The 24,612-nt window shown below is 65.6% G+C and carries 24 protein-coding genes and 1 pseudogene; 13 read left to right on the top strand and 12 right to left on the bottom strand.

Annotation, left to right across the window (positions count from 1 at the left end):
• Positions 1–8: 8 nt before the first annotated feature.
• Complete coding sequence (locus QM615_RS17190; protein WP_149406419.1) at positions 9–2,426, bottom strand: HNH endonuclease; 2,418 nt, start codon at positions 2,424–2,426, stop codon at positions 9–11.
• Between the two features lie 142 nt (positions 2,427–2,568).
• Here QM615_RS17190 and QM615_RS17185 point away from each other — a divergent pair, with 142 nt between their 5' ends.
• On the top strand, positions 2,569–2,838 hold the full coding sequence (locus QM615_RS17185; protein WP_149406418.1) for a hypothetical protein: 270 nt from the start codon (positions 2,569–2,571) through the stop codon (positions 2,836–2,838).
• On the opposite strand, the gene QM615_RS17180 is transcribed toward QM615_RS17185, so the two are convergent.
• Positions 2,835–3,608: an IclR family transcriptional regulator gene (locus tag QM615_RS17180; protein ID WP_149406417.1), complete on the bottom strand. Its 774-nt coding sequence runs from the start codon at positions 3,606–3,608 to the stop codon at positions 2,835–2,837. The two genes, QM615_RS17185 and QM615_RS17180, sit on opposite strands and share 4 nt — an antisense overlap.
• Positions 3,609–3,751: 143 nt before the next feature.
• On the opposite strand from QM615_RS17180, the gene QM615_RS17175 reads away from it, so the two are divergent.
• Both QM615_RS17175 and QM615_RS17170 read left to right on the top strand, forming a co-directional pair.
• Entirely contained in the window at positions 3,752–4,513 is a 762-nt protein-coding gene (locus QM615_RS17175) for a CoA transferase subunit A (protein WP_068053500.1), read from the top strand.
• Positions 4,510–5,148 carry a 3-oxoacid CoA-transferase subunit B gene (locus QM615_RS17170; protein ID WP_149406416.1) on the top strand — a complete coding sequence of 213 codons (639 nt, stop codon included), beginning with the start codon at positions 4,510–4,512 and terminating at the stop codon, positions 5,146–5,148. Before QM615_RS17175 ends, QM615_RS17170 begins: the two co-directional genes overlap by 4 nt.
• Before the next feature lie 56 nt (positions 5,149–5,204).
• Here the strand turns inward: QM615_RS17170 and QM615_RS17165 are convergent, their stop codons facing one another.
• Positions 5,205–6,053 (bottom strand): aldo/keto reductase, encoded by an 849-nt coding sequence (locus QM615_RS17165; RefSeq protein WP_068054275.1) that lies wholly within the window; start codon positions 6,051–6,053, stop codon positions 5,205–5,207.
• Between the two features lie 54 nt (positions 6,054–6,107).
• Between QM615_RS17165 and QM615_RS17160 the strand changes: the two genes are divergently transcribed.
• The 5 genes from QM615_RS17160 to QM615_RS17140 all read left to right on the top strand — a co-directional run bounded on the left by QM615_RS17160 (position 6,108) and on the right by QM615_RS17140 (position 11,004).
• On the top strand, positions 6,108–7,781 hold the full coding sequence (locus QM615_RS17160; protein WP_149406415.1) for a phospholipase D family protein: 1,674 nt from the start codon (positions 6,108–6,110) through the stop codon (positions 7,779–7,781).
• 55 nt (positions 7,782–7,836) lie between these two features.
• Entirely contained in the window at positions 7,837–8,790 is a 954-nt protein-coding gene (locus QM615_RS17155) for a 1-phosphofructokinase family hexose kinase (RefSeq protein WP_149406414.1), read from the top strand.
• On the top strand, positions 8,787–9,536 hold the full coding sequence (gene surE / locus QM615_RS17150) for a 5'/3'-nucleotidase SurE (protein ID WP_149406413.1): 750 nt from the start codon (positions 8,787–8,789) through the stop codon (positions 9,534–9,536). Before QM615_RS17155 ends, surE begins: the two co-directional genes overlap by 4 nt.
• Before the next feature lie 87 nt (positions 9,537–9,623).
• Positions 9,624–10,712 (top strand): M4 family metallopeptidase, encoded by a 1,089-nt coding sequence (locus tag QM615_RS17145; protein WP_149406412.1) that lies wholly within the window; start codon positions 9,624–9,626, stop codon positions 10,710–10,712.
• A gap of 10 nt (positions 10,713–10,722) precedes the next feature.
• A complete protein-coding gene (locus QM615_RS17140) occupies positions 10,723–11,004 on the top strand; it encodes a protealysin inhibitor emfourin (RefSeq protein WP_082899002.1) in 282 nt (93 codons plus the stop codon).
• 47 nt (positions 11,005–11,051) lie between these two features.
• On the opposite strand, the gene QM615_RS17135 is transcribed toward QM615_RS17140, so the two are convergent.
• The 3 genes from QM615_RS17135 to QM615_RS17125 are packed head-to-tail and all read right to left on the bottom strand — an operon-like array spanning position 11,052 to position 14,134.
• Positions 11,052–11,711, bottom strand: coding sequence for an NADPH-dependent F420 reductase (locus QM615_RS17135; RefSeq protein ID WP_149406411.1), 660 nt, complete (start codon positions 11,709–11,711; stop codon positions 11,052–11,054).
• A gap of 39 nt (positions 11,712–11,750) precedes the next feature.
• Positions 11,751–13,241 carry a flavin-containing monooxygenase gene (locus tag QM615_RS17130; protein WP_149406410.1) on the bottom strand — a complete coding sequence of 497 codons (1,491 nt, stop codon included), beginning with the start codon at positions 13,239–13,241 and terminating at the stop codon, positions 11,751–11,753.
• A 26-nt stretch (positions 13,242–13,267) separates the two neighbouring features.
• Positions 13,268–14,134, bottom strand: a complete 867-nt coding sequence (locus tag QM615_RS17125) for an SDR family oxidoreductase (protein ID WP_149406409.1) — start codon at positions 14,132–14,134, stop codon at positions 13,268–13,270.
• 73 nt (positions 14,135–14,207) lie between these two features.
• Between QM615_RS17125 and QM615_RS17120 the strand changes: the two genes are divergently transcribed.
• The gene (locus QM615_RS17120) at positions 14,208–14,852 is read left to right on the top strand and encodes a TetR/AcrR family transcriptional regulator (protein WP_149406408.1); all 645 of its coding nucleotides are present in this window, start codon (positions 14,208–14,210) and stop codon (positions 14,850–14,852) included.
• A 23-nt stretch (positions 14,853–14,875) separates the two neighbouring features.
• Here the strand turns inward: QM615_RS17120 and QM615_RS17115 are convergent, their stop codons facing one another.
• The gene (locus QM615_RS17115; RefSeq protein WP_149406407.1) at positions 14,876–15,877 is read right to left on the bottom strand and encodes an EamA family transporter; all 1,002 of its coding nucleotides are present in this window, start codon (positions 15,875–15,877) and stop codon (positions 14,876–14,878) included.
• 39 nt (positions 15,878–15,916) lie between these two features.
• Between QM615_RS17115 and QM615_RS17110 the strand changes: the two genes are divergently transcribed.
• Together QM615_RS17110 and QM615_RS17105 are read left to right on the top strand one after the other, a co-directional pair.
• Entirely contained in the window at positions 15,917–16,450 is a 534-nt protein-coding gene (locus tag QM615_RS17110) for a CGNR zinc finger domain-containing protein (protein WP_068054245.1), read from the top strand.
• An 83-nt stretch (positions 16,451–16,533) separates the two neighbouring features.
• A complete protein-coding gene (locus QM615_RS17105) occupies positions 16,534–16,845 on the top strand; it encodes a hypothetical protein (protein ID WP_068284000.1) in 312 nt (103 codons plus the stop codon).
• Positions 16,846–16,889: 44 nt separating this feature from the next.
• Here the strand turns inward: QM615_RS17105 and QM615_RS17100 are convergent, their stop codons facing one another.
• From QM615_RS17100 to QM615_RS17085, 5 genes and pseudogenes are all read right to left on the bottom strand, one after another.
• The gene (locus QM615_RS17100) at positions 16,890–18,341 is read right to left on the bottom strand and encodes an aldehyde dehydrogenase family protein (RefSeq protein ID WP_149406406.1); all 1,452 of its coding nucleotides are present in this window, start codon (positions 18,339–18,341) and stop codon (positions 16,890–16,892) included.
• A gap of 38 nt (positions 18,342–18,379) precedes the next feature.
• Entirely contained in the window at positions 18,380–19,903 is a 1,524-nt protein-coding gene (locus tag QM615_RS17095) for a carotenoid oxygenase family protein (protein WP_149406405.1), read from the bottom strand.
• Entirely contained in the window at positions 19,896–20,324 is a 429-nt protein-coding gene (locus QM615_RS22485) for a hypothetical protein (protein WP_502941890.1), read from the bottom strand. The genes QM615_RS17095 and QM615_RS22485 overlap by 8 nt, the downstream gene beginning before the upstream one ends.
• A 192-nt stretch (positions 20,325–20,516) precedes the next feature.
• Positions 20,517–21,527 (bottom strand): annotated as a pseudogene (locus QM615_RS22480) (FAD-dependent monooxygenase); the annotation flags it as partial.
• Between the two features lie 59 nt (positions 21,528–21,586).
• Positions 21,587–22,372 (bottom strand): IclR family transcriptional regulator, encoded by a 786-nt coding sequence (locus QM615_RS17085; protein WP_149406404.1) that lies wholly within the window; start codon positions 22,370–22,372, stop codon positions 21,587–21,589.
• A gap of 147 nt (positions 22,373–22,519) precedes the next feature.
• Here QM615_RS17085 and QM615_RS17080 point away from each other — a divergent pair, with 147 nt between their 5' ends.
• Both QM615_RS17080 and QM615_RS17075 read left to right on the top strand, forming a co-directional pair.
• On the top strand, positions 22,520–24,106 hold the full coding sequence (locus QM615_RS17080; RefSeq protein ID WP_149406403.1) for an MFS transporter: 1,587 nt from the start codon (positions 22,520–22,522) through the stop codon (positions 24,104–24,106).
• A 1-nt stretch (position 24,107) separates the two neighbouring features.
• Positions 24,108–24,611 carry a DUF3237 domain-containing protein gene (locus QM615_RS17075; protein ID WP_188078686.1) on the top strand — a complete coding sequence of 168 codons (504 nt, stop codon included), beginning with the start codon at positions 24,108–24,110 and terminating at the stop codon, positions 24,609–24,611.
• Position 24,612: the final 1 nt, after the last annotated feature.

Genomic DNA, 24,612 nt, shown 5'->3' with positions numbered 1-24,612 from the left:
AGCATCGCCTAGAACGGCGGTGCTGCCGTTTCGTCTGTCTCGGGCGGTTGATTGTCGGGTGGGTTGGGGTAGGCGATGTGGCCGGATCGTTTCGGTGTGGTGGGGATGTGTGGCCTGAGGTCGTTGCCGAGGATGGGTACGGCTGTGCCGTTGGTGGGCAGGGTGATTCGGGTGGTCTTGGATGTCGATGTCCACAGGATGGCTCCGCCGGGGAGCATGACGGCCTTCCAGTAGCCGGCGGTTTTGACGGAGTGGTGGTAGTCGCAGAGGCATTGGAGGTTGTTGACTGTGGTCCAGCCACCGCTGCGAGGGTTGGCGTGATCGAAGGCCACGACGTGGTCGAGTTGGCAGCGTGCGGCGGGTCGGTGGCAGCCGGGGAATCGGCAGTGTTTGTCTCGCAGGCGGACGGCTGCTGTGGTGAGGGCATCGGGTCGGTAGATCAGGGCGCGGTCGGTGAGTGGATCGCGGGGTACCGATTTGCCGAGGGTGGGGTCGGCGGCGATGGCGGCTTCGAGCGCTGCGGCGAGGGAGGCGTTGCCGAGGTAGATGCCTGAGGGTGTGCGGTGTGCGGGTGTGTGGCCTGCAGTGGGGGTCGTTCGGTTGTCCATCCGGATTGCCGAGCGTAGGTCGAGTGCTCTCATGTTGCGGGCGGGATGTCTGATGTCGTCCAGGTCGAGGGCAGAGCTGTGCCGTGTGCCCCGGCCGACGGGGGTGTGGGTGCAGAACAGGGCTGCAGCGGACGTCAACGATCCCAGGCGACGCTGGCGTGGATTGTCGCCGGAGGCAGCGGCAGCGGCAGCGGCAGCGGCAGCGGCAGCGGCAGCGGCAGTCGAGCCTGTTCCTGGTTCCGGGCCTTGGGCTGATGTCGCCCCGGATGTTGTGGATCCGGATGCCGTTGTGGAAGAACCTGATTCGGATTGTTTCGGAGCAGGATCAGGTGCCGGCGATATCGGGTCCGCAGGTGACTGCAACGCCGGTGCCGGGTCCGATGCAGGTCTCTCGGGGCCGGTTGCCGAGGTCGGCTGTGTTGGAGGGGCGTTCGCTGGTGCCGGGGCACTGGTTGCTGCGTGCTTGCGGACTGGGTCGGCGGTAGCTGCTGACGGGTCGGTCGCAGGTGCGGGTGTGGACTCGTTGTTCTCCTCGGCATCGCCGCTCTCGCCGGTCTCGCCAGTCTCTTCGGCATCGCCGGTCTCGTCGACCTCATCTGCCGGTGCCGGTGCTGCCGGTGCTGCTGGTTCCGGTGTCGGTGTCGAGGTATTTCCAGGTCCAGGTCCAGGTCCAGGTGCCGGTGCAGGTGCCGGTGAAGTGGCCGACGTCGGTTCGGTCGAGGAATCTGTCGCCGCCCTCGAGTCCGCTTCCAACCCAGTTCCCTCATCGGCATCCGCAGCCGAGTCTGCAGGCAAGCCCATGCCCGAGCCCGTGTCGTTGTCTTCGTCCGTCGCTGTTTCCGGCTCGGGTTCTGTTGCAGCCCCTGTCTTCTCGCTGTCCGGGCGTCGTTCCCATTCCCCGGTCTCCGGGTTCTGCACAGCGAGTCCGAGTTTCTCGGCGAGGGTCACTGCTTCGGTGAGCAGGATCTGCCAGTGACTGTTGCGTGCCAATTCTCGTGCGAGGTCGGGGTCGATGGAACCGTGCCCGGCGAGGTAGGCGGGGTTCGCCAACAACCCGATGAGGGTGGCGATGTCGACGGTGATCATCGTGAGTGGCACCCGACGATCCGGCAACGCGGTGTCTTTTTTCGGGCAATCCTCGCGTTGGCACAGGCATGCCAGTCGGGGTTCGCCGTGCATGCGGGCCATGAATGCATCGCACAGGCGTTCTTTCTTCCCGCGCGGGTCTTTCGGGCAGAGGGTGTCAGCCATCTCTTCGAGGAGTTGCCATGCGGCGGCGGCTTCGGGGGCGGTCAGCTCGGCTCGGATACGGGCGAGTTCGCCGGCGGGACTGTAGGTGACGGTGCGGAATTTCTTCGCGAACTCCCGCAACGCCGCGGCTTCCTCGGGTGCGACGCGCAGCAGGATGTCCCAGATCGCCTGTTCGAGCGGGCCGGGGGACGATCTCCGCGCCGCTTCGACGACCTCGGCTTCGACGCGGGTGACGATGTCGTCGGAAAGGTTGTCGAGGATCCGGCATACCGTCCGCACGCGGGGAAGGTCGATCTCACCGGTCTCGAACGCTGCCCTCAGCAGCGGCATCCTGGTATGCAGAGCAACGCCGACCGAGACATACGCTTCGGCGACGGTCGCCGAGCAGCCCAACGCCACTGACATTTCCGCGCGTCCGTATCGGCTGTAGTGCTTGTGCTTGGTGTCGCGGGTGATCCAGTCGCAGTGCACGCGATAGCAGGCGGTGATCTTGCGGGCGGCCTGCCGATTCTCCTCACGCGCGGCAGCGGTCAACGCCTCCAGTGACACGGTCGGTACTGCACCCATTTTTTCACCCCCCGGTGAGCCGAAACAAGAACGCCTGTTCGAACAAGAAGAACAGTAACCCGACCCACCGACAAGAATGCTCGAGCCGAAAAAGCACCAGCTGACCTGCCGCTATCCGCTGAATCGTTCTACACTCCACTCCATGAGCGAGCCCGATTCAAAGTCGGAACCGATCGAACTGCGCCGGCGTGCGGCCGGCGGCGATCAGGATGCCATCGACCAGTTGGTAGAGCTTGCAGGCGAGCGCAACGACCTCGACGAACTCCGCTCTCTCGCCGGCACAGGCAGCAGCGATGCCGTCGACATCCTCGTCGAGCTCGCCGGTGAACGTGGCGACCGCGCCGAGCTGCAAAGATTGGCCGACGCAGGTAGCCAAGACGCCGCGGACATTCTGGAGGAACTAGATAGCTAAGCGGGCCGCTCCCCCAGTTGCACGGTGAGCCGGTGTGCCGCGTCGAGCAGCATCTTGCCCAATTCCCGGCGTCGGTCGTCACGGAATCGCGTCTCGACGCCCGTCAGGCTCAGTGCCCACGCAGGACCTCCGGCGCGGTCGAACACAGCAGCACCCAGACCCCAGCTGCCTTCCACGAGCAACCCTGGATTGACGGCGAAACCTGTTGTCCGAGTGTGGCCTACGCGGTGCCGAATCGCTGTGGCGGAATGAGTCTCGCCCCACTCCGGCACCAGGTCGACGTCGCCGAGGTACTCGTCGACCTCCCGATCGGGCAGGTGCGCAAGAATGGCCAAACCGGCGGACGCCACCCCGAGCGGTAGCCGAATGCCCTCGTACAACACGTGCGAGCGCAACGGAAAGCTCCCTTCCACCCGAAGCATGCACACGGTCTCCGCCCCGCGCCGGGCCGAGAGGAACGCGCTCTCTCCACTCTCGGTGGCCAACGCCTGCACTATCTTTCGAGCCTGGTCGGTGATGTCGTACCGCAATGCCGCCATCGATCCGAGCAGATAGATCTCCGGGCCCAGTGACCAGTTGCCGGTCGCGTCGCGGTCGACGAATCCTTGGTCGGCCAGCGACGCCAGTAGGCGATGTGCGGTCGGTCGCGCGATACCGGTCGCCCGCGCGAGCGCGGTGGTCGAGGCACCCGACGGCTCCTCGCTCCCCGCTGCGCGCAGCAACGAACAGATCTTGTCGATCACACTTGCGTTGGCATCCGGTGTCGTCACCCGGCCATCGTACGTCCACTCACCGGACGCCTAGTCCACATCCGTTCACCGAACGAGCAGATACCAGCATTCGCCTCACCGAAATACACAGCTCAGGTTGACTGACTACAACGTTTGCTCAACGAACACATCAGGAGCTGCAAGTGACTGGAAAGACCTACGCGTCCGCCGCCGACGCGGTTGCGGACATCGGCCGAGGAGCGACCCTCGCGGTCGGTGGCTTCGGACTGTGCGGCATCCCCGACGCACTCATCGAGGCCATCGCCAACACCGACGCCACCGAGCTCGAAGTATTCTCCAACAACTGCGGCGTCGACGGCTACGGACTCGGAATCCTGCTGGCCGCCGGACGAATCCGCCGCGTCACCGCCTCCTACGTCGGCGAGAACAAAGAGTTCGCCCGGCAGTACCTCGCCGGCGAACTCGAAGTGGAACTGACCCCGCAGGGAACACTCGCCGAGCGACTCCGCGCCGGCGGCACCGGAATCCCCGCATTCTTCACCCCCGCAGGAGTCGGCAGCCCCATCGCCGACGGCGGAATGCCCTGGCGCTACGACCCCGACGGCTCCGTCTCGATCGCCTCCCCGCCCAAAGAGACCCGAGTGTTCGGCGACAAAAGGTACGTACTCGAAGAGTCGATCAACGCCGACTTCGCACTGGTGCACGCCGAGATCGGCGACACCGCAGGCAATCTCGTGTTCGACAAAACTGCGATGAACTTCAATCCCCTCGCCGCGATGGCAGGAAAGATCACCATCGCCCAGGTCGAGAACCTCGTGGAACCGGGCGAAATCGACCCGGCCCACGTACACCTTCCCGGCGTGTTCGTCCAACGCGTCGTACACACCGGCCCACAGGACAGGCGCATCGAAAAGCGCACCGTCAGTTCAGGAGTTCGAGCATGAGCACAGGATGGACCCGCGATCAGATTGCCGAACGCGCCGCAGCGGAGATGGTCGACGGCGAATACGTCAACCTCGGCATCGGACTACCGACCCTGATCCCGGGATACCTGACCGACGCGGTCAAGGTCACCCTCCACTCGGAGAACGGCATCCTCGGCACCGGGCCCTACCCCACCGAGGACAACGTCGACGCCAACCTCATCAACGCAGGCAAAGAGACCGTCACCGTCAATCCCGGTGCCGCATACTTCGATTCGTCACTGAGCTTCGGCATGATCCGCGGCGGCCACATCGACACCGCCGTACTCGGCGGCATGCAGGTCTCACGCACCGGCGACCTCGCCAACTGGATGGTGCCCGGCAAGATGGTCAAAGGCATGGGCGGCGCGATGGACCTCGTACACGGCGCCCGACGCGTCATCGTCGTCATGGAACACACCGACCGCGACGGTAACCCGAAAATCCTCGACGCCTGCACCCTGCCGTTGACCGGCCAAAGCGTCGTGAATCGCATCATCACCAACCTCGCCGTCATCGACGTCGTCGGCGACGGCACCCTCGAACTGGTGGAACTCGCACCGGGCGTGACCACCGAGCAGGTCACCGCGGCAACAGGATCGGCCCTGAAACACTGACCGAACGACTGTGGGCTCGAACATCCGAAGATGTTCGAGCCCACAGGGTTACGTGATCAGTCGGGGATCATGTCGAAGGTGTCCGGATTCGGTCCGGTACGACCCTGCTCACCCTTGTCCAGAGCCGTGATGGCGTCCACATCGGCCGAGCTGAGCTCGAAGTCGAAGATGTCGAAGTTGGCCTTCACCCGCTCCGGCGTGACCGACTTCGGGAAGATGATGTTTCCGCGCTGGATGTGCCAGCGGAGCACCACCTGTGCGACGGATTTGCCTGCCGCGTCGGCGATTCGCTTCAATTCCGCGTCGTCGAGAACATTGCCCTGGGCGATCGGAGACCACGCCTCGGTGGGGATCGCATGCTCGCGGCCGTAGGCCCAGACGTCGTTGTTGACGAAGTACGGGTGCACCTCGATCTGGTTCACCGCGGGGACCGTTTCGGTCTCCTCCGCCAGGCGATCGAGGTGGGCGGGCTGAAAGTTGGAGACGCCGATGCTGCGTGCACGGCCGTCTGCGGCGAACTCCTCCAGCGTCTTCCAGGTGGAGACGAAGTCGCCGTCGTAGCGGGTGGGCAGCGGCCAGTGGATGAGGAAGAGATCCACGTGGTCGGTGCCGAGGTCACTGAGCGTCTTGTCGAACGCCTTGCGCGCGTCGTCGGGCTTGTGGAAGCCGTTGTTGAGTTTGCTGGTGACGAACACCGAGTCGCGGTCGATACCCGAGTTCCGAATACCTTCGCCGACCTGCTTCTCGTTGCCGTACATCTCGGCGGTGTCGATGTGGCGGTAGCCGATCTCGAGTGCCGTCTCGACGGCCTGCGCTGTCTTCTCGGGATCGATCTGGAACACGCCGAAGCCGAGCTGCGGGATCTGCTTGCCGTTTCTGAGCGTGACGTTGGGTACCTGAGTCATATCGCTCGGGTGCCCGCCCTCCCCGCGCTTCAAACCGGATGAAATGATGCCACCGTGATAGTGCAGCGCATCCGGCGCGTCGTCGACGGTGTCGCCGAGAGCCTCGGCAGATCCACCTCCGCCCTCATCGCACCGGAGCGACACTTCGATCCGGCGCACCCGTGGTTCCTCACTGCCGTCGAGCGCGGCAACGACGACACCCGGATCACCGACTGGACCGAGGGCAACCGCGTCGAGAACCTGGTGCACGGCAAGACCTATTTCGCGGCGCTGGCCCGAGCCCTCGACCGCACCGAGCGCGACGACCTGGTGCTGTTCACCGATTGGCGCGGAGATCCGGAACAGCTGCTCACCGACGACGGCGTGACCGTCGAGGACGCGCTCACGGGCGTCGCGCACCGCGGTGGCGTCGTGAAGGGCATGGTGTGGCGCTCGCACATGGAGACGCTCGGATTCACCGGCCCGAAGAATCGCAAGCTCGCCATGAAGCTCGAAGAGGCAGGCGGCGAGGTGATCCTCGACCAGCGCGTGCTGGTGACCGGAAGCCACCACCAGAAGTTCGTGGTCGTGCGGTACGGGAGGAAAGATCTGCCCGACATCGCGTTCGTGGGCGGCATCGACCTGGCCCGTGCTCGACGCGACGACGCCGATCATTTCGGCGATCCGGTCTCCCGACCCTTCCCTCCCGAGTACGGCGAGATCCCGGCCTGGCACGACGTGCAGGTCCAGTTGGAGGGACCCGCGGTGCGAGACGTCGAGGACGTCTTCCGCGAGCGCTGGGAGGATCCCGCAGCCCTGTCCCGCCTCCCCTGGCACGCCATCCCCGACATGCTGCGCGGAGTGACTCGGGAGCCGTCGGAACTGCCGCCTGCGGCTGCGCCGCCGGAACCGCAGGGCACGTGCTCGGTTCAGTTGTTGCGCACCTACCCGCGTCGACGCCCCGCCTACCCGTTCGCCACCAAGGGCGAGCGCAGCGCGGCACGGGCGTACGCCAAGGCACTCAACCGGGCAACCGAGCTGATCTACATCGAAGACCAGTACCTGTGGTCGGTGGATGTCGCACGCGTCTTCGCCGCGGCACTGCGCCGTAAGCCGAACCTGCGGTTGGTGGTGGTGGTTCCCAAGCACCTCGACGACGACAGTGCACTCACCATTCCCTCTGCGCTGCTGGGACACTCGGCTGCGCTGGAGGTCATCCGCGCCGCCGGTGGTGATCGCGTGCTGGTTCTCGACATCGAAAACGACCGCGGCATACCGGTATACGTGCACTCGAAGGTCTGCATCATCGACGACGTGTGGACCGCGGTGGGCTCGGACAACTTCAATCGTCGGTCCTGGACTCACGATTCGGAGCTGACGGCGGCGATCGTCGACGAAGAACGCGACGACCGCGAACCTCTCGACCCCGCCGGGTTGGGCGACGGTGCCCGAACCCACGCCCGCAACCTGCGCCTGGAACTGATCCGCGAACACCTCGGCCGCGCCGACGGCGACGACGCCGATCTGGTGGATCCGCAGCAGTTCTTCGACGCCATCTCGGCGAGTGCGACCGCGCTCGACGAGTGGCACCACAACCCGTCCTCGGGCCCGCGCCCTGCCGGCAGGCTTCGCCGACACGAGATTTCCGTGCCACCGGTGTGGCAACAGCGACTCGCCGCATTCGCCTATCGCCTGTTCGTCGATCCCGACGGCCGCCCGATCGGAATGCGTCTGCGTCGTCGCTTCTGAGGCTATCGCCGAGCACCAGCCGTTTCGGTCCTGACATATCGGGCATTCGCAGTCGATGCCTCCCTCCTCTGAATCCCTCAGTGCTCTCGTCTTCGCTCCGTCTCCGCTGTTGACGGTGACCCTCGACAAAGCTCCCAACGGCAACACCGAACTGCACGTGCACGCGGGTGGTCAGGGCCACTGGATCGCCCGGATGGCCACGGTGCTCGGTCTCGACGTCACACTGACGGGAGTGTTCGGCGGCGAGATCGGGGGCATTCTGCGCGACATCGTCGAGCGGGAGGGCATCTCCGTCGTCTCGGTCGACATCGGCCAGGAGAGCGGCTCGTACGTGCACGATCGCCGTAGCGGTGAGCGTGAAATCCTTGCCACGGTCGACCCGCCGCCCCTGGCCAGGCATGCGCTCGACGACCTGTTCAGCGCGGCACTCGCAGCCGGTGCCCGCAGCGACGTCGCCATCCTCGGCGGACCGCACGAAGACGACATCGTCCCGCCCGAGGTGTACGAGCGGCTGTGCGCGGACCTCACCGCCCTGGGCAAGACGGTGGTGGCCGACCTGTCCGGGCCGACCATGATCGCTGCGCTCGCCGGCGGCCTCACGGTGCTCAAGGTCAGCCACGAGGACCTCATCGCCGACGGCCGGGCCGAGTCCGAGGACCCGGCGCACCTCATCGATTCGATGCGGCAGATGCACGACGACGGCGCGGAGATCGTCGTGATCTCGCGCGCAGGAGATCCAGCCCTGGCGCTGGTGGACGGCGACGTGCTCGAGATAGTCACGCCGGGTCTGCGCATGGTCGATCACCACGGAGCAGGCGATTCGATGAGTGCAGGCATCGCCGCAGGGCTCGCTCAGGGATTGTCGGTCCCGGAGGCGTTGCGTCTCGGCGGCGGAGCGGGCACGGCGAACGTCACCCGACGCGGCCTCGGCAGTGGGCGACGCGACCTGGTTCTCGGCCTCACCGAATCGGTGGAGGTTCGTCCGTACAAGAAGGCAGGCAAGAAATGAGAGCCCTGATCACCAACGACGACGGCGTGCACAGCGCGGGCATCGCCCTGCTCGCGCGCGTGGCCGTCGATGCCGGTCTCGACGTCGTCGTGGCCGCGCCCCACGAGGAGCGCAGCGGGGCCAGCGCATCGCTGACCGGCATGGGCGTCGACGATCATCTGGGCATCGCAGCGGTGGAGCTCGACGGTCTGCCCGACGTCCCGGCGTATGCGGTGCAGGCGTCGCCGGCTCTGATCGCGTTCGTCGCCACCCGAGGAGCCTTCGGCGACGTGCCGGACCTGGTGCTCTCGGGCATCAATCACGGCCCCAATACCGGTGCAGCCGTTCTGCATTCGGGCACCGTCGGGGCCGCATTGACTGCGCTGACCCATGGAGTTCCTGCCATGGCTCTGTCGTCGATCGCCACCGAGCCTGCTCACTGGGACACCGCCGAGCACGTCGCACACCTCGCGGTGACGTGGATGGTGTCGCACGGACCGTCCGACGCCGTCGTCAACGTGAACATCCCGGACGTTCCGCTGGCGGATCTGGCGGGGATCGTGCCGGCATCGCTCGCCCGCTACGGCGCGGTACAGGCCGAAATAGGCGATCGCGGGGAGGATTTCGTCACCGTTCGCTTCGACGAGATCCGAGCCGAGGACGACGATTCCGACGCCTCCCTGCTGGCCCGACACTGGGCGACCGTCACTGCGCTTCGTCCGCCGAGCGAGGTGGACGGCGTCGACCTGTCCACGATAGGCGCGTGATCTCACCGACGAGACCGACCGTGTCGGTGCCCTCGGGCACACTGAAACCATCACCGCACATGCCACGGACCTAGGGGGTCACCGAGTATGACGTCAGTTTCCGATTCCGGATCATCGCGCAGCCAGCACTTCCATGGGGTAGTTCCGCCGTTCCTGCTCGAAAGGCTCCAGGGTGCGGGCGCTCGCGCCACACTGCTCGCCGATCGTGAAATGCGTGCCGGACGCGAGGTCGTACAGGCGCGCACCGCCATCGCTCCGCGCACCGGCGGCACGCTCGAACGCACCATCTCCGACGCGAAGTCCACGCGGGATCTCCCCGGCCAGCAGGTGCGCGCCGAGGGCGAGGAAGCAACCGGAGACGCCGCGACAGACGAGGCGTACGACGGTCTCGGCGCTACCTATGCGTTCTTCGACGAGGTCTACGGCTACTCGAGTCTCGACGGCAGCGGCCTGCCCCTCGACGCGACGGTGCACTACGGGCAGGACTACGACAACGCGTTCTGGGACGGCTCGCGCATGGTCTTCGGCGACGGTGACGGTGAGGTGTTCGCTCGATTCACCGTCTCGCTCGGCGTCATCGCACACGAACTCGCGCACGGGTTCACGCAGTACACCACCCCGCTCGAATACAAGGACCAGGCCGGCGCGCTGAACGAATCGATCTCCGACGTGTTCGGCGCACTGGTCGAGCAGTACACCGCCGGGCAGAACGCCGAGGACGCGTCGTGGCTGATCGGCGAAGGGCTGTTCCTTCCGGCCGTTCAGGGGAAAGCGTTGCGCTCTCTGCTCGAGCCCGGCACCGCGTACGACGACGACGTGCTGGGTAAGGATCCGCAGCCGGCCAGCATGGACGACTTCGTCGTCACCACCGAGGACGAGGGCGGTGTGCACATCAATTCGGGTATCCCCAACCGTGCATTCGCCGTCGCCGCCACCACTCTGGGCGGTCCGGCCTGGGATCGCGTCGGGCAGGTGTGGTTCGACACGATGACGGTCGGCGGACTGTCTCCTACGGTCGATTTCGCCGGCTTCGCGGCCGCCACACTCGCTGCAGCGAACGAGCGGTACGGAGCCGGTTCCGACGTTGCCGAGGCTGTGGCGACCGGTTGGTCTACCGTGGGAGTTCGGACAACGGGGAACGAGTCCATACCGAAGCCGAGCGACGATCGGGTGTGATCGAGGGCAGATGAGCCTGCGCATCGAGGTATTGCGAACCGGCGGTGTCGCCGGCATGTCCAAGCGCGGAGTCGTCGAGACCGACGAGCCGGAATGGCAGTCGTTGGTCGAGGCCGCGCAGCCGTACATCGCCGATCAGCAGGCCACCGACTCGGCCGACTCGAATGCCCGCGACACGTTCGTCTGGAACGTGTCGGTGGGTGAGCACTCGTGCCGCGTCGGCGATTCGAACCTGACCGGGCCGCTACGCGACCTCGCGGAGCGCACGCTCCGCGAGGGCCGCGTCAAGTAGCTGCCGCGTCAGGTAGCTGTCGCGTCAGGTAGCAAGAGGAATCGAGCTCAGGCCTTCCACTCCGCACTGCGTTCTTCGGTGGCCTGCCCCAGCGCCTCGACGAGGGCGTCGACTCCGAAGTCCTTGCCGTACGAGGGCGTTCCCGGCTGCTGACGCCACGACTGGGCGAGGGTTCCGCCGTCGACGGGGTCGAATCCGAGCTCGTCGATCACCGAGAACGCGAGCTTCTTGGAATCCTCGTCGTCGCCTGCGATCGGCAGTGCGATACGACCGCTGGTACCGCTGGGCACACCCTTTTCCAACAGGTGCTTCCAGTAGATTCCGTTGAACGCCTTGATCACCGGCTCGCCGAGTTGCTGAGACACCCACACACTTTCGGGTGTCCCACCCTCGATCTCCTCGATCAACCCGTCCCGCTGCTGCGGGTAGTAGTTGTTGGTCTCGATGATCGGTGCCCCGGGCTTACGGGCACCGGCAATTCCCGGTGCCAGATCCGGCACGTTCTTCTGCGGAATGCTCAGAATCACCAGGTCTGTGTCCTGAGCCGCGTCGGCGGCCCACACTGCCGTCGCCCCGGTGTCCGCCGCCAGGTCTGCCAGGGTCTCCGGGTCACGTGAGTTGGAGAACCGAACCTCGTGACCGAGTGCTGTCAGGCGACGGACGAGAGTACCGCCGATGAATCCGCTTCCGATGATTCCAATTTTCATACTCGGAACCAACGCACGCCCGACCCCGAACAATTCCCGTCAGGATCCGACGGAGACCTTCGACCGGGGACGACCGAACTTCATGGCCTTGTCCACCACCTTGCCGTAGCGCAGCACCGGCAGGTCGCGGAAGTAGTTCATGCGCAGCTTCCACGGGGTCTCGCTGCCCTGTCTCGGGAAGTTGTCCACCGCCCGCAGCACGTATCCCGCCGCGAAGTCGAGGAACGGTTCCTCGTCGATCGACGGGTCGCGTTCGAGCTCGACTGTGCTGTAGCCCTTCTCGTCCATGTGCGCCAGCAGTCGCATCACGTAGTTCGAGACCATGTCGGCCTTGAGTGTCCACGAGGCGTTGGTGTAACCGACAACGAAGGCGAAGTTGGGGATACCGGTGAGCATCATGCCCTTGTAGGCCATCGTGCTGGGCAGGTCGACGTCCTCGCCGTCGACCCGGAACTGCGCACCGCCGAGAGCGGAGAGGTTCAATCCCGTTGCGGTGACGACGATATCGGCGTCGAGGTGCTGGCCCGACTTCAGCTTCAGGCCGGTCTCGGTGAAGGTGTCGATGTGATCGGTGACGATCGAGACTTCGTCCTTGCGAATCGACCGGAACAGATCGTTGTCGGGCACCAGGCACAGGCGCTGATCCCACGGGTTGTAGGACGGGGTGAAGTGGGTGTCGAGGTCGTATCCCTTCGGCAACCACCCCTCCTGCATCGTCCGGATCCGCTTCTTCATGAACTCCGGGTACTTCTGGCTCAGTGTGTAGATCAACATGGCCATCGACACGTTCTTGAGCCGAGTGACGCTGTACGCCAACTTCTTCGGCAGGCGCTTGCGTAGCGTCTGCGCAATCGGGTCCTGTGACGGAAGCGAGAGGACGTAGCTGGGCGAGCGCTGCAGCAGCGTGACGTGCTCGGCGTCGCGAGCCAGGTTGGGAGCCAACGTGATTGCCGTTGCACCGCTACCGATCACGACGATCTTCTTGCCGGAGTAGTCCAGATCCTCGGGCCAGTGCTGCGGGTGGATCACCTGGCCGCCGAAATTCTCCTGTCCGGCGAACTCGGGGGTGAACCCCTTGTCGTAGTTGTAGTAACCGCTGCAGGAGAACACGAACGACGCCGTGATTGTCACCGTCTCGTCCGTGTCGCTACGGTGCGCGGTCACCGTCCAGAACTGCTGTTCGGACGACCACTCGAGCGCGACGACCTTGTGATGGAACCGAATATGCTTGTCGACGCCCGCTTCCTGCGCGGTTTCGACGATGTAGTTGCGGATGTCGGTGCCGTCGGCGATGGATTTCTCACCCATCCACGGCTTGAAGCTGTATCCGAGGGTGTACATGTCGGAGTCGGAACGAATCCCGGGGTAGCGGAACAGATCCCACGTTCCCCCGATCGCGCCGCGACTTTCGAGGATGGCGTAGGTCTTACCGGGCAGATCGTGCCCGAGGTGGCGCGCGGCCCCGATCCCGGACAGGCCGGCACCGATGATGAGAACGTCGACCTCGGGAGAGGGCAGTACGGCAGTCATGTCAGCGATTCCTTCGATGTCCGGTGTCAGCTGGTCTTGTTGCGAGCGCTCTCGGACCTGCCGAGGCGGGCTACTTCTTCGTCCATCTTCGGCAGGATCGTCGGCACGTGCTCGAGCATGCTGCGATCACCGACCCGCGAGGTGATGACGGCCTTGAACCACGACGCTGCGCCCACCCACCGCGGCACGTAGACACGCCGCTTGCGCTTGGCCAGGCCGTCGACGAACGCGTCGACGCACTGCTCGACGGTCATCGTCTTACCCAGCGGGCCGGGCAGCACCGCGAGCAGATCCTGGAATGCGGTGAGATCGGACTTGGCGTCCTGCACCATCGGTGTGTCGATCCATGCCATGTGCGCGGAGCCGACATCGACACCTCGGTAGTTGACCTCGAGCCGGAGGGCGTTCGCAAAGTGTTCTGCCGCAGCCTTACTGGCGTTGTACGCGGCCAGGCCGGGGCACGGGGTGAACGCCGCGAGCGAGGAGACGACGAGGACGTAGCCGTTGCGATCGATGAGCGATGGCAAAGCCGCGCGGACGGTGTTGAACACGCCCATCACGTTGATGTCCATGACGCGTTGGAACGTGGCCGGATCGACCTGCATGATCGATCCGTAGCTGGCGATGCCTGCGTTCGCCAGCACCAGATCGATGCCGCCGTACGCCTCTATTCCCCCGTCGACGGCGCGCTGCATATCGTCGAGATTCCGCACGTCGGCAACGAATGCCGCTGCTTTCAGCTGGGTCGCGAGTTCCAGGAGGGGTGCCTCGTCGACGTCGACGAGAACCAGCTGGGCACCTCGGCCCGCCAGCGCACGTGCCGTTGCGGCACCGATCCCCCGCGCCGCTCCGGTGATCAGAACGACCTTGTTCCGCAGCGTCGACGCCGCCATCTGCTCCCCCTCGATCGAAATGCTTGTCTGCGAACACTTTGCATCTGATACCGAGCGGTGTCAAGATCTGTCTGTGACTACCCATCACAGCGAACCCGGCCGTACCTACCGAGGTGCCGACCCGCAGCAACGGCAGCAGGAGCGTCGAATTCGTCTGCTCGACGCCGCCGTGAAGGTCTTCGGCACCACCGGCTACCGGACGGCAACCGTGGAGAAGGTGTGCAGCGAGGCCGGCCTGACCAAGCGCTACTTCTACGAGTCCTTCTCCAACAGCGAGGACTTGCTCATGGCCGCATACGGCCGAGCGACCGACGCCATGCGCGAGAACATCCTGGCCGGTGCGCAGGCCGAGGCCGACTCCACCGAACAGGTTCTCCGGGGAGCTCTCACCGGCTTCTTCACGTTCGTCGCCGAGAATCCTGCATCCGCGCGCATTGCCTTCGTCGAGATTCTCGGAGTCTCGCCCACCGTCGACGCGCTCTACCGCAAGACGACGACCTCGTTCTCCGAGACGGTGCTGCAGGTGGCCGAGGCCGCCGGATCCAGCCGCGGGCTCGCCGGGCCCAACCGTCGAACACTCGCCATGGGCCTGGTGGGCGCGGTCCTCACCATCGCCCAACAATGGCTGCTCTCTCCCGAACGCGAACCGCTGGACTCGGTGATCGCCAGCGCTCACACCATTCTCGCCGCCGTGGTGTTCGGACGCGTCGACAGCTGAGCTGCGATGTAGGACCTACAGGCTCAAGGCCTGCTCTGCAACGGCTCCACCGGCTCGTGAGCCGTGGCGCGTTCTCCTGATTTGACGACGACCACGCCGAGCAGAACCAGTGCGCCACCGGCCAATTGGACCGGTGCCGGTGCCTGCCCGAGCAGCAGCCACGCGAACACCAGTGCCGCAACGACCTCCATCAGACCCATGAACGATGCCAACCGAGACCCGAGACGTCGGCCCGCCGCGATCCCGAGAACGTAGGCCAGCGCGGCGGTCACGACGCCGAGGCCGATGATCGGAACCCACCACGGAACGACCGCATCGACGAAGGTGACGTCGGTGAGCGGAGCAGCGAATGGGACGATCCCGATGAGCCCGGCGACCAGCAGGATGAGCCCGCCCGTCAACAGACCGGCTCCGGCGAGCACGATCGGCGGGAGGCCGTTGCTCTCGTCCGCCGACAGCACCCAGTACACGGCCGCACCGACCATCGAGCCCAGCGCCCACAGCACGCCGACCGAGTCCACGTCGGCACCGGAGATCAGATCGAGCACGAGCACCAGCCCCATCGCGGCCAGCAGTGCGCCCACCACGGTCAGGCGACCGGGACGCTGCTGGTGCCGGAACCACATCCACCCGATGACGGCCACGGGCGAGGTGAACTCGATCAGCAGCGCGACACCCACCTCCATGCGTCCGACGGCGTTGAAGAAGGCGAGCTGACACCCAGCCACCGCGAAGGCACCGTAGGCGAGGAGCAGCTTCCAGTTCTTCGCCAGCAGGTTCCACCGCCCGCGCAACGCGAGGATCGACGGAATCAGCAGGACGGCTGCGGCGAGCAGAATTCGCGCGGTCACCGCGGCCCCGGCCGTCCAGCCTGCGTCGAGCAGCCCGGTGGCGAGTGAGCCGGAAAGCCCGAAGGACGCCGCGGAGAGCAGCGCGAAACCGAGTCCCGAGAGTCGACGCGACCGCGCGGCAGCATCGTGGGTGGCCGCGAGATCCGCATTCGCGTCATGAGTGTAAGCCGTCATGGCATGTGACAGTAGGGACCGACTTGGTAAGGTGTCAACATGCTTTTTGCTCATGACGCGGAACTGTCACTGTTGGCGGCCGTGGCGTTGATCAATTCCGCCGAGGAGCCGGACACGCTGACCACCCGCGAGCAGCTCGCCGAGTTCTTCACCGAACAGGGCTACTCCGGCCGCTTCGACGGCGACGACGCCGAGCTCGAGGCCGTGAGAGCACTGCGCCCGACCCTGCGCGCGCTGCTGACCAGCAGCCGAGACGACGCCGTGGTCGAGGTGAACCGTCTGCTCGCCGAATCCTCGGCCCTGCCCCGACTGGTTCGTCACGGAGATCTCGACTGGCACATCCATGCCGTCGCCGACGACAGTCCGCTCGCGACCCGCATCGTCGTCGAGACCGCGATGTCCATGATCGACGTCATCCGAGCGGACGAGCTCTCGCGCTTCGACGTCTGCGCGGATCCGGACTGCAACGGCCTGGTCCTCGACCTCTCGCGCAACCGATCCCGCCGGTTCTGTAGCACTACCTGCGGGAACCGAGCGGCCGTTGCCGCGTACCGCGCGCGCAAGGCTCAGTGACGACGGCCACTGGGCAGTGCGGGGCTTAATCGGTCGGCTTTCGGGTATCCCCCGCTCCGAGCTGATCGAAAGGAATTGCCCCTATGGTCGAGAAAAGGCCTACCAAAACGAGCTGGGCCAGAGCTGTCGAGAACATGCTGGCCGTCATCTTGATCTTCGCCGGTATCGCCGCTGCAGGCGGTCTGATCGCCGCATTGGCGGGCGGCTTCGAGGGTTGGGCGATCGTCGCCGGAATCGCCGTGATCGTGTTGTTCGGTGCCGGATTCCTCGCGATTCGCGACGGCGCTCGACGACGAGCCCTCGAAACGAACACCGTCGTCTACGCCCCGGACAACACCGACCAGCTGTTCGACGTCGACCCGAACACGGGTGAGCGAACCCCGCACCGCGAGTAGCCCGATCGGTGCGGGGCCGCTGCAGGTTCAGAAGGGCTGTGACTTCAGAAGGGATACTTCTGAATGTCCGACTGCATCGTGACCCACTGCAGATCGCAGAACGTATCGAGGTTGACGGTGGTGCCGAAGTGTCCACCGGAACCCGATGCCTTGACGCCACCGAACGGCGCGACGGCCTCGTCGTCGATCGTCTGGTCGTTGATGTGCACGGCACCGGAACGAATTCGGTCCGCCAGCTCGTAGGCCTTGAACGGGTTCGAGGTCAGAACAGCAACGGACAGGCCGTATTCCGAGGAATTGACGATGTCGATTGCCTCGTCGACGGTGCGGTACGTAGTGATGGGTGCGACCGGGCCGAATATCTCCTCGGTGAACGCGGGTGAATCCTTAGGCACGTTACCGAGCACGGTCGGTCGGTAGTAGAGCCCGTCGAAAGTTCCGCCTGCAGCCAGTTCGGCACCGGCCGTCACCGTGGCTTGCACGATGCTGTCGACTCGCTTCAACTGGTTCTCGTCGATGATGGGCCCCAACGCATTCGACGGGTCGGTCGGATCTCCGACGGTGATCCGCGCGGCGATCTTCGCGAGTTCCGCCGTGTACTGCTCGGCGAGATGCTCGGGAACGAGGTGCCGACCCGACGCCATACAGATCTGCCCCTGGTGCAGGAACGATCCCCACGCGCCCGCCGATGCAGCGGCCTCGATGTCTGCATCGGGCAGCACGAGGAACGCGTTGTTTCCGCCGAGCTCGAGGTGGACCTTCTTGAGCAACGGCGCAGCGGCTTCCGCGATTCGGCGGCCGGCCGCGGTGGATCCGGTGAAGGAGATGCACGGCACGTCGGGGTGCGAGACGAGCGCCGCTCCCACGTCGGCACCCGAGGGCAGTACGTGCAACAGACCGTCCGGCAGGCCGGCCTCGGCTAGAATCTCGGCGAGGATCAGTCCACCCGAAATCGGCGTTCGCGGATCGGGTTTGAGCACAACGGCATTGCCGACGGCCAGAGCAGGCGCGACCGACCGCATCGACAGTACCGCTGGGAAGTTGAACGGACTGATCACGCCGATGACGCCCATCGGAACGTATCGCCCTACCGAGAACCGAGACTTCGCGCTGCGCAGGACCTGCCCGTAGGGCTGGGACGCCAACGTGGCCGCCTCGGTCAGTTCGGCAAGAACCAAGCCCACCTCGGCCCCTGCCTTGCCGTGACTGGATCCCGATTCGGGAATCAGCCACCGCGTCAGACGCTCGGGGTTCTGTTCTAGAATCGCCGCAGCCTTCATCATGACCGATGCTCGCTCCGGGTAGGGCTTGGCGGCCCATTCTTGCTGCGCACGTGCAGCTTTCGCGACAGCTCGATCGAGGTCCGCGACGTCCGCAGCACCGACGGTGGCCACGAGGGCCCCGTCGGCAGGAGCCGTCACGTCGAGGGTTCCACCGCCGCCGTCCAGCCATCCGCCGTCGAATATCTTCGCCGTCCACGCCAGTGTGTTCGCCATGTCAGTCCTGCTCTTTCATTCTCGGTGTTCTTTCTTCGTTACCGCTGGGCTGCGATCGCTGCGTCGAGCACTTCGGCCTCGGCCCAGGATCCGTGGAACGCGAACGGAACTCGGACGGGAAGCTTCACCCGCGCGAGAGGTTCGCGGGTGAACGCATCGGCCTCGTGCACCAGTAGCTCGGAGAGTCCGGTCGCCGGATTCCACCACAGGGTCAGCAGATATCCGTCGTTCTCGCCGCTCGCTCCTCGACGCTGGACGAAGACCGGTTCGCTGGGGCTGGTCAATCCGTCGGGCCCTTCGAGCACGACCGTCTGGCCGGTGGAGAAGTCGTGGCGCGCAAGCCCATCCGTCAGAGTCAGCGGAGACAGATCTCGGGTGGTGGCGAAGTAGCCGAAGCGGTTCTCCTTGCCCAGCCACGCGTCGTTGATCTTCGGGAATTCACCCGCGATCCCGCTGTGCATGTGCTGGCTGGTCGTCCCGGTCGCGGTATCGAGCACGAACCGCCAGGCCATCGCGGGTGGAAACCAGGAGTGCGAGTCGATCGGCTCGTCCGAGTCGTCGGCTGGATTGCCCAGACGCGCGATGACGTGCAGATCCACCACGATTCCTGTGGCGGTTTCGTGCGCGTTGAAGAAGTGCGTCGGGGCCAGCATCAGGCCGGTGTCGTACCAGCTCACCTCATGGGTGCGACGGTCGAGCACGGCGAACCTGCTGCCGTTCGGCGTCGCCGATTCGTCCCAGAGCACTCCGGGTCGCCCCTCCATGATGCGGTCGAGGCGGAACTGGTTGGGCGAGATGAGGAAGATCGCGAGGTGTTCGCTCACGATGTAATCGTGAACCATTGCCGGGCACCCCATGTCGAAACCGAAGGAATCGACGACGGTGCCGCTGGTATCGGCCTCGTACCACGTCAGTCTCGGCCCGATGGCCGAGTAGAACAGCATGTTTCCGGTCGACGGTTCGATCTTGTAGTGCGCCGTGCACAGGATGTCGAGCGCACCACCGAAGTTGTACGTGCCCTGCGTATCGAGAGTTTCGGGGTGCATCGAATGCGGCAGTCCGCCTTCGTAGTACACCAGCAGATGGTCGGCGAACAGCCCGACGTTGGTATTGGCGACGCTCTTCGACGGCGGCGCGCCCGCGGGCAGATCCCGCTTGGCCTTGCCGGAGCCGTTGACGAAACCGCTGTACAGCGCTTCCCCGGCCTCCACCTCGATCTTCATGGTGTCGGTGTGCACCCACTTCATCCGGAACGACGCCTTACCGTCGCGGATGTAGGTGCCCGCGACGCCGCCGTCGCCCTCCCACCAGTGGTAGCGGTCGGTGTCGAGCGGCTCGAAGCGTGGATTGTCGGCCACTCGGAACAGCGCGCCGGCGAGATCGTCGGGGAGTTTCCCGATGACCTCGAGGTCGAACGCCTCGGTCTCCTCGTGCCACGGCGCGAACGGCCCGTTGAGAAACTTGTTGGACGTGTTCCAGTCGACGTCCGCCTCGTGCCGCGGAGTCGGGGGCGCGGTGCGGCGGACCACTGTCGTCGGCAGCGGGGTGGGTAGTTCACGCATAGCTGATGCCTTTCGTCTCGATGTAGGACAGTTCGGAAGGGCTCACCGAAGTTCCGATCCACGACGCCACCGCGGCTCTCACTGCGGCTCGAACGTCGTCACCGTCGTGCGGATGCCACGCGGCCGCAACGAAGCGGTCGGGTCGGATGAGCACGAATCTTCCGGTGTACGTCCGTATCTCGTCGTCCAGCCGGCCGTCGACGTCGAGTAGAACGTTGATGCCGTCGATTCTCGGCACCGTGCGATCGGTGGGCACGGCGACCTCGACGGCGTGTAGGCCGCGACCGATATCGCGCGCGTGCGCCCACTCCGCCGTGTCGTGTACGTCGACTCCCACCAGCGCCCAACCGGTTCCGAGGATCTCGTCGAGCGGGCGGATGGTTCGGGTCGCCGAGTCGAAGGCCCGGGGTTGCCCGATCATGCTCCCGGTGTCGTCGCCGGGGAGTACGAGCCCGTCGGAGAATCGGTACGGCGGGCGATAGGCCATGGTCTCGAACCAGCGTCGCCCGTTCTCTGTGGCCAGTGCGGCCCGGACCAACTCGTCGCGCCTGGCCGCGATGCGAGGGTTGGTCGTCATCACCACGCGGCCCAACCGCTCGGAGGCGCGCACCACCGCGGCGGCGTGCGGGCCGCGCTCGGATTGGTATGTGGCCAAGACACTGTCGTTCAGGCAACCGTCGAGCACGCCGGTCAACTTCCACGCCAGATTTGCGGCGTCGCGAATGCCGGAGTTCAGACCCTGACCGGCGAACGGCGGCATCATGTGTGCGGCGTCGCCGAGCAGGAAGCAGCGCCCCAGCTGCCATCGATCGGCCACGAGGCCGTGGAAGCGATAGTTGACGGCACGTTCGACCTGGGCGGGTGTGATCGGCCGGTAGCGCGAGACAAGTTTCTCGATGAGCTCGAACGGCGGCGCGTCGGTGGCCGTACCCTCCCCCTCGAACAGGCGGAATTCGTATCGACAGCGGCCACCGAGACCCGGCACCACCACGTGCGGTCTGCTCGGATCGGCGTGGTGCATACCGTAGCGCTCGACGTGGGGGTCGCCGAGCGTGTCGACCACCAACCACAATTCCGGGTGGCTGCGTCCGATCATCCCGATACCGAGCAGGTTTCGGACGGTCGATCGTCCGCCGTCGCAACCGAGGAGGTAGCGGGCTCGCACCGTGCGTCCGCCCGCTTCGATGGCCACGGCGTCCGCGTCCTGCACGATCGACGTGACCTCGGTGTCGAACCGAACGGTGACATTGCGCGCCGTGTGCAGCGCCTCGGCCAGCACACGCTCGAGGTCCGGTTGCGCGAACGGGTTCTTGAAGGGGTAGCCCAATCGGTAGGCGCTCTCCGCGCCGCCGTGGAACAGCGGTTCGTCGTCGAGTCCGTAGTAGCGGGTTCCGGTGCCGGGCACGACGATCGGCAGGATTCTGTCGATCACGCCTGCCTGCTGATAGGTGCGCAGTGCCTCGTCGTCGATGCTGATCGCTTTGGGTTCGTCGCTCGTCGTCGAGCGCCGCTCGAGAACGACGACGCGGAGCCCTCGTTCAGCGAGCAGCAGGCCCGCGGTCATCCCGACCGGACCGGCACCGCAGATCGCTACGTCGTAGAGGGTGTCGAATCTCGTATCCACACCACCAACGTAGCGCGCATCACGTTAAATAGGAATGCTGTCCCATAAAATAGGACACGCTACGAACTGACGACGGCCAATCTCGTCGACAGCGTCTGCGCCGCGGCCCGCACTGCGGTGACGAGCACGTCGGTCCGGTCCTCCGGGACTCGACGCCTGATCGCGACGATGCTCAATGCCGCTGCCACCGAACCGGACTCGTCGAAGATCGGTGCGGCGATTCCCATCGCATCCGGGTCCACCTCGGCGACGGTCAGGCCGTAGCCGGTGATGCGAATCCGCTCGAGGCGATCGACGAGGCGATCGACGTCGGTCAACGTTCGATCGGTGAAGCGTTGCAGCTCGTGCCGACCCAGAATCGAGCGGATTTCCTTCTCCGGCAACCAGGCCAACAGCGTCAGCGCCGACGCGCCGGCGTTGATGGGCAGCCGACTCCCCCGCTCGTAGCTCAGGCGCACCAGTTGCTTGGCTCCCTCACACCGCTCGATGCACACTGCCGTGTCGTCGACGAGCCTGGTGAGCAACACGGTTTCGCCCACCTCATCGGCCAGTTCGCGCATCACCGGTTGGGCGATCGTCGTCAATCCGTAACCGCGCCGGGCCAATCGAGCAAGTTCGAGTACCGCGACACCCAACCGAAACCCGCCATTGGGGGCTTCCTCGAGAAACGATGCGCCGACCAATGTCTGCAGATATCGATATGCCGTGGAGCGGGCACTGCCGAGAGCCTCGGCGACATCGTTCGCGCTGATCTGCAGGCGATCCTCGGTGAACATGCCCAGGATGATCAGCGCGCGGTCGGCTGTGCTGTTGCGTTCTCTGTATCCACTCGTTTCCGATGCCATGTCGCCATCATAGTTCTGACTGTCAGGACTGCAGTGTCATCAAACGAACCAACACTCTTGACAGCTGTGATCCAGGCCATGAACACTGTCCTGTATTAGACAACAGCAGTCCTGCTTTACAGGACACGGCCTCCGGACGAGGAACTCATGAAGCCCACCCAACACAAGCTGGATCGCGGCACGCTCATCGCCTGCTGCCTCGCGATCGGCGTCGCCCAGATGGGCGTCTCACTCGCGGCGCCCATTCTCGGCGTGATCCAACGCGACCTCGGAGCGAGCGCTGCGGCGCTGGCCTGGATCCCGGCCGCGTTCATCCTTCCCACCGCCATCCTCGAGCTCAACTTCGGCGTGCTGGGCGACATGTTCGGCCGCAAGAGGCTGCTCGTCTGGGGCGGCGTGCTCGTCTTCCTCGGAGACGTCGTCGCCGGAACGTCGGGAACTCTGACGCAGCTGATCACCGGGCAGGCCATCGCCGGACTCGGCGCTGCCGCAATCTTTCCCACGTCACTGGCCATGCTGGTCTCGGCAACCCCGGAACGTCAGGAACGAGCCCGCGCCCTGTCTCTCTGGGCGGTCAGCCTGGCGTTCGGTGCCATGATCGCCCCGCTGATCAGCGGCTTCGCCGCCGAACACTTCAGCTGGGGCTGGTCGTTCGCCATTCCCGCCGTGCTGGGTCTCGTCACCGCAGCCGTCAGCGCCGCGGTGATCGTCGACTCGCGTCATCCCGCCGGACGCGGACTGGACTGGCCCGGCCAGATCACCATCGCCGTCGCGTTGCTCGCGCTGCTGTACGCGGTGATCCAGGGCTCCGTGGACGGCTACTCGAGCCCCGTCATCGTGGGCACTTTCGTGCTCGCAGTAGCGTCGTTCGTCGCGTTCGTCATCAGCGAGCAGCGAGCCCGCACCCCGATGCTGAACCTCGCGCTGTTCCGTACCCCGGCCTTCGCAGCGGCCGCCCTGATCGGTTTGCTCGCGATGTTCGGCTTCATCGGCACCGCCTACGCGCTCAGCGTGAAACTCGAAGCGATCCTGCACGTCAGCCCGCTGCAGGCCGCACTACCGTTCGCCCTCATCCAAGCCGTACCACTGCTCCTCACTCCGTTGCTCCCGCGCCTGTTGATGCGCGTCGCGGCCCGCACCCTGCTGGTCACCGGACTGTCGGCACTGGCCATCGGTCAGATATGGATGGCTCAGCTACCGGGCGACTCCACCTCACTGCTCGCGATGACCGGCCCGATCCTGCTGCTCGGCACCGGCTTCATCACCATGTTCACCGCACTGACGGCCGTCGCCGTCGGAGCCGTCGCCATCGACTACGCCGGAATGGCAAGCGCGGTCACCAGTCTCGTTCGCGAAACCGGCCAGAGCCTCGGCCCCGCGATCGTCAGCGCCGTGGCCTTCGGAGTTGCCGGAGCCACCCTCACCTCCAACCTGTCCGACGGTTCCCTCCCTCCCGAGGCGGTGGGCGTGGCCTCCGGCGTCGCCGAGCAGGGCGGGCCACTGGCGGTGGCCAACGCCGACCTCGGCCCGATCTCGGATCTCGTTGCACCCCTTGCTCGGACGGCTCTCGAAACCGGACTCGACATGGGCATCTATGTCTGTGCCGGGGCCACCGTCCTGGCTGCGCTCGTCGCACTCGTCATCCCCGGTGGATCCCCGAAGGGCCTCGACGCGGCCCCGATCGACGCGGCAGCGTCACCTGCCGCCGGCCGACTGCTGCCGGCAGGTGAGTGACATGTCCACGCCCACTCTGAATCACGTCTTCACCCTCGATGTCGAGCTGGCTCCTCCGGTGGTCATCGGGCCGACCCCGCACGGTATGCGTCGGGTCATCCCGATCACCGGCGGCCGATTCCACGGACCGGCCGGATCCGGAACGATCCTGCCCGGCGGTGCGGACTGGAACCTCGTGCGCACCGACGGCGTCACCCATCTGTGGGCCCGCTACACGATCGTCACCGACGAAAGCGTGCCCATCATGGTCACCAACGAGGGCTGGGGCACCCAGGACGACGCAACGATGGAGCGCATCTTCACCGGCGGCGGTGCCGACGTCGACCGCTGGTACTGCTCGACCAACCCTCGATTCGAAGTGGCCGACCCAGAGTGGAACTGGTTGAACCACAGCGTGTTCCTCGGCCACCTCTTGCCACCGAACCGCGGCGACCGGGTTCGGATCACCGTCTACACCGACGCCCCCGTCCCCACCCCATCGACGCCCCGAAAGGCGGATCACTGAC

Source organism: Rhodococcus sp. IEGM 1341 (genome assembly GCF_030056895.1).
In the GTDB taxonomy this organism is placed as follows: Bacteria; Actinomycetota; Actinomycetes; order Mycobacteriales; family Mycobacteriaceae; genus Rhodococcoides.
The sequence above is the reverse complement of the archived record's forward strand: the minus strand, read 5'-3'. Positions and strand labels throughout refer to the sequence as shown.